The following is a 9,378-nucleotide window of genomic DNA, read 5'->3' as shown; positions in this document are numbered from 1 at the left end:
CAACGTTTAACCCACCCACCACCTACACGGTAACGCCGTCAGCGGGCACGGGCGGGACGGTAACCCCGTCAACGCCTCAGACCGTTACCTCCGGCGCAACAACACAATTCACGGTAACGCCAAACACGGGATACTCCATCGGATCAGTCACCGGATGCGGCGGCTCTCTATCCGGCAACACGTACACAACAGGCGCTATCACCGCTAACTGCACCGTAACGGCAACGTTTACGCCACCCCCATGCAGCTACTCAATCACCCCGACAATCAAGTCATTCCCGGCAACAGGCGGCAGCGATACCATTAGCGTGATCGCAGGTAGCAGTTGTGCATGGACGGCAACAAGCAATGCCACCTCATGGCTGACGGTCAACACCCCTTCCGGCTCCGGCAATGGCACGGTCAGTTACACCGTTGCGGCAAATACCGCTACAACCTCCCGCACCGGTACGATAACGATTGCAGGACAGACCTTAACGGTGACGCAGTTAGGTGTAGATTGCAGCAGCATGACAATCACCCCAACGAGTAAGTCATTCACTGCAACAGGCGGCAGCGACACCATCGGTGTGACCACAAACAGCAGTTGCGCATGGACGGCAACGAGCAACGCATCGTGGATAACCATAGTATCAGGCAGTTCAGCCTCCGGTGCCGGTACGGTCAGTTATAACATTGCGGCAAACACGGGTACAACCCCTCGTACCGGTACGATAACCGTTGCAGGACAGACCTCCCTGACCTTTACAGTAACACAGTCGGAACAAGGAAATTCCTGCACCTATACCCTTACTCCAACAAGCAAGGATTTCCTTGCAACAGGTGGCACCGGCGATGTAACGGTAAAGACCTCAACAAACACCTGCCAATGGACGGCAACGAGCGGCGTTGACTGGATCACCGTAACGTCTGGCAGCGCAGTAACCGGCTCCGGCGTGGTATCGTACAGCGTTGCGGCAAACACAGGGCCACTTCGCACAGGCACAATAACAATAGGCGGTCAGACATTTACGGTGAATCAGGCCGGTGTCTGTAAATATACACTCACCCCAACGAGCAAGCAGATCGGCGGCTCCGGCGGAACCGACAGCGTAAACGTCACAGCAGCAAGCGCCTGCTCGTGGAGTGCGATAAGCAACGACACCTGGATAACGATAACCTCCGGCAGCTCCGGTAGCGGCAACGGTTCGGTGTACTATTCCGTAGACGCCAACCCAACTGCAAATACCCGCACCGGCACGCTGACCATAGCTGACCAGACCTTCACCGTTACCCAACTTGGGGTAGACTTTGTGACACTCACCCTCAAGATAACGGGTAACGGCAGCGGTACAGTAACAGCATCCAAAGGCACCCCCAACTGTAGCAGCGATGGCAAAACATGTCTGACGTCGTATGCTATTGGCACCGATGTGATCCTTACGGCAACACCCGCCCAAGGCTCAACGCTAAAGGGTTGGACGGGCTGCAACCCGACAGTCACAGGAGGCAGCCAATGTACGGTCACGATGTCTAAAGACATGGACGTCAGCGTCGAGTTTTCAGTCCCCGTAACGCCGATATACGATTTTGACGGCGACGGCAAGAGCGACGTCATCTGGCGTAGCAGTCAATCCGGCGATGTCTTCATCTGGCTGATGAACAAGTTCAGTCTGACCGGCGGCGATTACGTCGTCAAGGGTATCACGGCGGCTTGGGACATCAAGGGAATCGCTGACTTCAACGGCGACGGCAAGAACGACATAGTCTGGCAGCACAAGGACAAGGGCGACGTCTACATGTACATCCTCAATGGCACGCAGATATCGGCCCACGATTATGCCCTGAAGGGTCTGCCCAAGGAGTGGGAGTTCAAGAAGGCCGGCGACTTCGATGGCGACGGCAAGGCGGACATCCTGTGGCAGAGCACCGAATCTGGCGACGTAGCCGTGTGGTTGATGAACGGCAAGGACATCAAGAGCGGCGGATTTATCGTCAAGGGGATGAGGCCGGAGTGGACGATCAGGGCCGTGGCCGATCTCGATGGCAACAAGAAGGCCGACATCATCTGGCAAAACACCGACGGCGACATAGTTGTCTGGCTGATGGACGGTACGACGATCTCAAAGATGGATTATTCATCGCGTGGTATCCCAAGCGGTTGGCAGATAAAGGCGGTCGTGGACTTCGATGGCGATGGCAAGGCCGACCTGCTCTGGCAGGACATCGTATCTGGCGACGTTGCCATGTGGCTGATGGATGGGTTCAAGATAGTTGGCGGCGGTCTCGTGAGTCACGGGCTGCCCAACGTCTGGCAGATCATAGCTGTAGCTGATTACGACGGCAACGGCAAGGCCGACATCCTCTGGAAGAACACCGGCAATGGCGACGTATATGCGTGGTTCATGGACGGCGTGTCTATATCCGACAAGGGTTACGTAGTTATGGGCATGCCCCCGGAATGGCAGGCTAAATAGTGGCAGGCTAAGTAAAGAAAGGCAACAATCGGGGGGAGGAGTATTGTCCTTCCCCCTTCAACTAATCTGTGTAATCCTGGTTCAGACAATCTCTTAAACCCACGATTTTACTAACTATGGTTTCGCACTTTCTGGATTCCTGCTTACGCAGGAATGACAGTTACAGCGGTTTTCCAAGTGTGTCATTCCTGGCTTGACCAGGAATCCAAGATGCGTAACAGTATAGTTACCATGAAATATAAAGAAGATACATTAGGGTTAAGAATTATGTGGTCAAGTGAGCTTCCTCACGCACTATATTAACAGTGGTTTCCAACTCCTTGCAGATTCTGGTAAAAACGTCGTCCCACCTCCCCGGTGCAGGTTGCCTGAAAAGCCTCGCACTGTGGTACCACGGAGAGGTCTCCCCGCCGAGGAACCACCTCCAATCGGCAACAAACGGCAATATCACCCACGTGGGCAGTCCCATGGCGCCTGACAGGTGTGCCGTGGCCGTATCCACGGTGATAACGATATCGAGGTTCTCCATGGCAGCGGCGGTATCCGAAAAGTCGTTGCAATGACTCCCCAGGTCGATTATATCCACGCCCTCGGGCAATGACTGAAGCTGTTGCAGACCATGCCCCTTTTGCAGCGAATAAAGTCGCACGCCTTTTATCATAGTCAGCGGCAAAAAGTACGACAAGGGTACAGACCTCTCCCTGTCCTTTCTATGCAGGGGATTACCCTGCCACACTATGCCCACCCTGAGACCAACGCTATCAATGTCGTCAATGAACCTATCCTTGTAGTAATTGACCTTTGCCACGTCTGCCTGCAGGTATTTGTCCGCATATGGGACGTTTGACAGGTCTGCCTTGAGTATGCAGGGGAGGGTCAGCAGGGCAACATACAGGTCGTACTGCAACGCCCCCTCCACTACGGATTCATCTATGACCTCAATCTGTGCATCCGTGCTTTCAAGCAGGGACAGGAGCGGAGTCTGTACCTTTAACAAGACCTTCCTGGCGCCGTATGCAAGCAGGGCAGGTACGTAACGCATAAACATGATTGTGTCTCCGATGCCCTGTTCGTGGTGGACGAGTATCGTTTTGCCCTCTATCGGGGAGCCGTCCCATGGGGGCTTGGAAAACGCCGGCAGACCGCAGTCGGGGCGTTTTAACCGCCATTGACACTCCTGCCAGCCTCTGTCAAAAGACTGCCTCAGCAGCAAGAGCAGTCCCAGACTGTTGTGGGCTTCGGCGTACCCGGGTGCTATACTGATGGCCTTGAGGTAGTTCTCCTGGGCACTGTCGAGGTTGCCCATGTCGGCGTGGACAAGGGCCAGGTTATGGTAGCCTTGGGGGTCGTCGGGCTTGAGTTTTATGACCATCCTGTAGTTGTAGATAGCCAGGTCGAGGTCTCCGAGGTCGTGGCAGACGGCACCCAGGTTGTTGTAGGCCTCGCCCATGGAGGGGTTTATGGCAATGGCCTTTTTGATGAGCATGATGGCATCTTCGTGTCTCTTCACCTGGAAGGCTATGACGCCAAGCAGGTGCAGGGCGGTGGCGTGTTGCGGCTCTACCTGGAGCACCTTCCTGTAGATGGCCTCGGCCTCACCGAGTTTGCCCTGCTGATGATACCCGATGGCAACCTCGATGGCATTATTTACGGCCATAGCGGCTTCATAGTTCATCAGGGGTATCCTCTTAAAAAAGCATGGTAAAAGGTTTCGCAAGAAGGGGTCAAGGGGACTGGTCCCCTTGCGGGGGGTTCTGAAGGGGGGCGGAGCCGCCCCTTTCTTTCTTTTGCTACCATGAAATATAAAGAGGATACCATCAGGGTCTGGTAGTCGGTGGCGACATTGCTGCCATTTTCTCCCGCAGTGCGTCAACAATGAGCTGATATCCGTCCTTGCCGTGCGCGAAGTCGTTGGGATACAGCGGTTGACCGATGGTGAGCGTGATCTTGCTTATTCGCGGCAGAGAGACCCCGCGTGGTAGTGCCTCATAAGTACCGCCGATGTGCAGGGGGACAAGCGGGACATTACACTCGACTGACAGCGTGCCAACACCCTTTTTAAACGGCATGAGGTTGCCATCCAACGAACGCCCCCCCTCGGGGAATATGCACAGGGCGTAGCCATCCCTCAACAGATACGCCGAAAGAGTTAGCGCCCTGGTTAATTGCAGGTCGGGATTGATAGGGATCACATGCGCCAGGCGGGCAAACTTCCTCCCGGAGGGGGACCTGAAAAACTCCTCCGCTCCCTGGAAATACAGCGTGTCAAACACCTCTGACGGTAGCATGGCAGCCACAACAAAGGCATCAAGATAACTGACGTGGTTTGGACACAGTATGTAGGGCGGGGGGATGAGGTTGTCCAGGCCCTTGAGTCTTGCCCCATAGACGGAGCGAAAGAACAGCCTCAGAGATCTCAACCCAATGGTGGCCGATGGCGGGCGCCTGTCCCTGAGACCCAGGGCAGCGATGTCCGTTTCAAGGGGGTGTTTGCTCAAGACGTCCTTAAAGCTGATTGCACCACTGTCAAATTCTTCGCCGGCATCCGTGGCGAGCCTGTCTGTTATATCTGAGCCGCCTGCGGCTGCCTCGATGCAACCCCTGACGCCGTCGATCAGCTCCCCCACCGTGTGCAGGTTGGCGGCCACATCGTCGGAGATATGTATCTGAAACTGGCTCTCCAAGGCGGCAACAAGCTCCAGACGCTTAAGGGAATCAAATCCGAGGTCTAACTCCACGTTGTCAGTGACGGAAGGCATATCCTCAAGTTCACCAAGCCGCTTGACGACCTCCATGACCCTGACGCTCAGGACGTCTGCGGGTCTTTGTGGTTGGGTAATTGTCGTTTTTTTGGCATCAACCATGTCTGCAACGAGGAAGCGTCTCAGTTTACCGAGGCGTGTCTTTGGCAGTGGCTCCGTGCTCAACACAAACCCGCTGAGTCTCATGTAGGGTGGCAGGTGCTGTGATATCCGGTTTGTCTCCCACCTCAGATACTCATTGATGTTTACGATTTGCAGTTCTTTGGCTGCGTCGATGTCTGGCACAATGATGGCACGCAGTGTCTTTGTGTCCTTGCTAAAGACGCATATCTCCTTCACTACAGGGATGGCGACATAGCGTCGTTCGACGTCTTCGGGATAGACGTTTTTACCGGAGCTTAGGACGATGACGTCCTTTTCCCTGCCCGTTATGTAGAGATAGCCCTCATCATCGACATAACCCACATCACCGGTGTGAAACCAATCATTGGTGAACACCTTTGCCGTCTCCTGGGGGTTTTGGTAGTAGCCGCTGAAGACCATGCCACCACGTATCAGTATTTCACCTTCTGCGGGGGATTGCCCCTGTAACTGTTGTTCCTGATCGTGTTGTTGCTGTGTCGGAGCGATCTTTATCTCAACGCCTGGCAGTGGCTTGCCGGCAGAGCCGACCTTGCGTCGGTTGATCGGGTTAAAGGTCACCACGGGTGATGTCTCCGTAAGGCCGTAGCCCTCCAGCACGGTAAAGCCATAGGCCTCCAGGGCCGTCATGACCTCGGGGGCAAGTTTGGCACCGCCACAGGCCATGAATCGGAATTTTGGTCCAAACTGCTCGTGGATTGGTTTAAAGATAGTTTTTCCAATATTAATGTCCTTCTTAATGCGCATGTTGGATGATAGCCCCGCCATCGTGTTCATCAACGTCCTTACGGGTAGTGGTCGGGCGTTTATCTTGGTTTCGATGCCCTTTAGCAGCATCTCCAAGAGGCGCGGCACGGCTATGAGTATTGTGACATTCTGCTCCCGTATGGACCTGGTCAGATCGGCACCCTTAAGCCCTATGGGATAGGTAACGGTACCACCACACGTTATCGGCATGATGAAGGTAGCCATAAACGGGTAAGTGTGGTGCAGGGGCAGGACGGACAGGATGTTGTCGTCCTCGTTGATGAGTTTGGCATCGAGCAGGGCGTCGGCGTCGGTGCAGAAGTTGCCGTGTGTGAGCATGACCCCCTTGGGTTGTCCCGTGGTGCCGGAGGTGTAAATGATGGATGCGATGTCGTGCATCTGTGCTCTGTATGTGTCTTTGAAGGTGTTGTAACTGTCGGAACTGTCATGACTACTCCAGGCCGACAGGAACTCCCTGGAGTCAAACCGCAATATCTTCACCTCCGTAGTGACATCTTGTTCCATGTTTTGTTCCGGTGGCATAATCGCCGCCTCGACCCTGGGATAGACATAGGAACTGCACAGCACCAGGGAAGGCTTGCAGCTCCTGAGTATATTTGCTATCTCCGGCGTTCCCAACTCGGAATCGATGGGCACTGCCACTGCTCCAAGGGCCACTATGGCCATGTAGGAGGCACACCACTGGGGCATGTTTTCGGCACATATGGCAACGTTGTCGGCCCTGCCAACGCCCATCTTGTCCAGGAGTCCGGCCAACCGGAGGGTCCTGCTATGGGAGTCCTCGTAGGTGAGGGTCTGCCATTTGCCATCTCTGTAGAAGTTGAAGGCGGTCTTTTGGCCAAGTCGCCTGGCCGTATCGCTAAATCTGTCAAACAATGAATTATTCAATATATGCTCCAGTCTGCGGGGACGCCGTAATCAACGTAGCCTCCAATATATCCCGACCCTGTGCCGTCATTTGTCCACATATACACGTCGCCGGTTGAACCGTCCTGCCAGACCATGTCGTTCATGCCATCGCCGTTGTAATCACCGGTCGCCTTCATGTCCCAGGAATCAGCGCCGGAGGCACGCCCTGTCATGGGGCCGGATTGACTGCTTTCACTCTTATGTGTTACAAACTTTGGTATTGGCTTCAGGCCATTCATCAGGAAAATGACATCTTTAGAGGGATCGGCATTTTTAAGATAGACGTCGTCCTTGCTGTCGCCGTTGTAGTCGGCCACCGCCTTGATCTGCCACTGAGGTATACCTCTGGCAATAAAATCTCTATACACTATCCTTATACCATCCATGAGCCAGCCATAGATATCGCCGTTAGTCATGTCTTGCCATACGATATCGGAACTGCCGTCGCCATTGAGGTCCCCAAGACCCGCAAACTGCCACTGACTTGGCATCCCCTTTTGCACTATGGCCCGGTCATTGATTGCGGTGCCATCCATGAGCCAGATAGCCACATCGCCGGTTACTGAATCCTGCCACAGGATATCGCTCTTGCCGTCGCCGTCAAAGTCCTTCCTGGCCTTGCTGCATTTATTAAACTTAGCGGTTATGTCCTTCCTGGACGTCATCTCTACAATGCAAAGCGGCAGGCTGCACCCCGTCCATCCGGCAAACTTTGAACTTGTATCCGGATTTGCCGTAATGACTACCTCGGTGTCTGGCTTGTACAACGCTGTGCCGGTATTGCCGTTCCATGTGAGGGTGCCCTCCGACGTTGCTATTGTGCCGTCACCAAAGCCCGTCTTTGTGACGGTCATGGGATAGCCGTTGATTGTGTCAAAAGTTACCGTAAGCGTCCTGTTGCCCGTCATCTTGATCGTGCATTGGCCTGACGATACGTCGTTGCACCCCGACCACTTCCCAAGGGTTGACGTCATGTCTGGTTGTGCCGTGAGGGTCACGGTTGTATCGGGGGTATAGCTGGCCGTGCCGGTGTTGCCGTTCCACGTGATCGTGCCCGCAGAGGCCGTGACCGTCCCGCCACCTGTGCCGAGAAGCGAAATGGCTAAGGTGTTACCATCGTACCAAAACAGTCCAGAACGAACCGGCCACACGCAGTCGTAGTCGGATCTACCGCCGGTGACGACGTCGCCAACGCTCATCCATAAACGCCACGCTCGGGACGTATTGGGAGCATAGGACGTAGATGACCAGTAGCCATACTGCACGTTGGTAAATGGATGGCCGGATGGAATCGATGGATGGCCGCGTGGAAGCGGTGGGGCATAATTGCCATAATCAGATAGACTACGCAAATCTTTCCTGTTTGGCAACCGCCAGTCGGTAAACCCATACGTACCGGCTCCGCTGTTCATTGACGCAACATAGTCTATGGCCTCCTGCAACGTCTTAGTAGTGCCGGGGAGGTTGGCGTTCTTGGTCCACATTAGCCCCGTGAGGTTGTCGGTCACGGTCTGGTCGCCGTTGTCGGTGAAGCGCGGGCTTGGCCAGACCACACCCTTCTGGAGTGCGCCGTCGTCACCCGCAGCATAGCTTTTCGTCTGTCCGGTGGACCAAATGGCCGAATTACCAAATGGCCCGGATTGTCCAGAACGCACTGGCCACACGCAGTAGTCGTAGGACTTACCGTAGGCGCTGACGCCGCCATCGTCCATGTGGACGCGCCACGCAAAGGACGTATTGCCAGAATAGGACGTAGACGACCAGTAGACGTTAGACTGCAAGTTAATAAATCCCTGCGCATTGAGCCACTTTGCAACATAAGCCTCACCCGCGTTGATAACGCTCTCCAGCTCGTTGACGTTTGGCAGACGCCAGTCACTATAACCGAGGTAATTAGCCGCATTGAGGCAGGCCACGTAATCCAGCGCCGCTTGCCAGTCCATACTCCCGCCAGCACAGTTGCCCACCGTTGGCGTCCCGGCATCCTTGGCCCAGACAAGTCCCGTTAGGTTGTCGGTCATCGTCTGGTCGCGGTTGTCGGTGAAGCGCGGATTGGGCCAGGCCACGCCCTTCTGGAGTGCGCCGTCATCGCCTGCGGCGTAGGTGGTCGTCTGGCCAGTCTGGGGCAGGTTGACCGTCCCGGCGTGGGCGGCTCCGGCAAGGCATGGGAGGATCAGCCATGCTGCGGTTAGTATGACCAGCAGCAGGTACGAAAATCGGGGCTGTGTGCTTTTGATGTTCATTGTTGCCTCCTTGGTAATCGCTATTTCTTTTTAGAATTAAGGATTAAAGCCACGTTTATAATTGTAAATGACTAAATCTGATTATGTCAAATTCTAAAT

General features: G+C 54.8%; 4 protein-coding genes. 1 reads left to right on the top strand and 3 read right to left on the bottom strand.

The genetic code is table 11. The annotated features are described in order from the left end of the window. The coding region (locus Mcas_RS08755) for an FG-GAP-like repeat-containing protein (protein ID WP_040335136.1) at positions 1-2,456 on the top strand (2,456 nt) is incomplete at its 5' end. A 265-nt stretch (positions 2,457-2,721) separates the two neighbouring features. Here the strand turns inward: Mcas_RS08755 and Mcas_RS08750 are convergent. The 3 genes from Mcas_RS08750 to Mcas_RS08740 form a co-directional block, all read right to left on the bottom strand. Then, complete coding sequence (locus tag Mcas_RS08750; RefSeq protein WP_040335135.1) at positions 2,722-4,131, bottom strand: tetratricopeptide repeat protein; 1,410 nt, start codon at positions 4,129-4,131, stop codon at positions 2,722-2,724. Between the two features lie 142 nt (positions 4,132-4,273). Further along, positions 4,274-7,015, bottom strand: coding sequence for an AMP-binding protein (locus Mcas_RS08745; RefSeq protein WP_040335134.1), 2,742 nt, complete (start codon positions 7,013-7,015; stop codon positions 4,274-4,276). Further along, on the bottom strand, positions 7,012-9,279 hold the full coding sequence (locus tag Mcas_RS08740; RefSeq protein ID WP_040335133.1) for an Lcl domain-containing protein: 2,268 nt from the start codon (positions 9,277-9,279) through the stop codon (positions 7,012-7,014). The genes Mcas_RS08745 and Mcas_RS08740 overlap by 4 nt, the downstream gene beginning before the upstream one ends. Positions 9,280-9,378: the final 99 nt, after the last annotated feature.

Origin of the sequence: Candidatus Magnetobacterium casense (assembly GCF_000714715.1) — a bacterium.
Lineage (GTDB): Bacteria > Nitrospirota > Thermodesulfovibrionia > Thermodesulfovibrionales > Magnetobacteriaceae > Magnetobacterium > Magnetobacterium casense.
Note: the sequence above shows the minus strand (reverse complement) of the source record. Positions and strands in the feature narration are given on the sequence as shown.

What these genes read in the sequence shown, in the direction of transcription:
- Mcas_RS08750 (WP_040335135.1), bottom strand. Translation starts at nt 4,131, where the DNA reads ATGAACTATGAAGCCGCTATGGCCGTAAATAATGCCATCGAGGTTGCC.
- Mcas_RS08740 (WP_040335133.1), bottom strand. Translation starts at nt 9,279, where the DNA reads ATGAACATCAAAAGCACACAGCCCCGATTTTCGTACCTGCTGCTGGTC.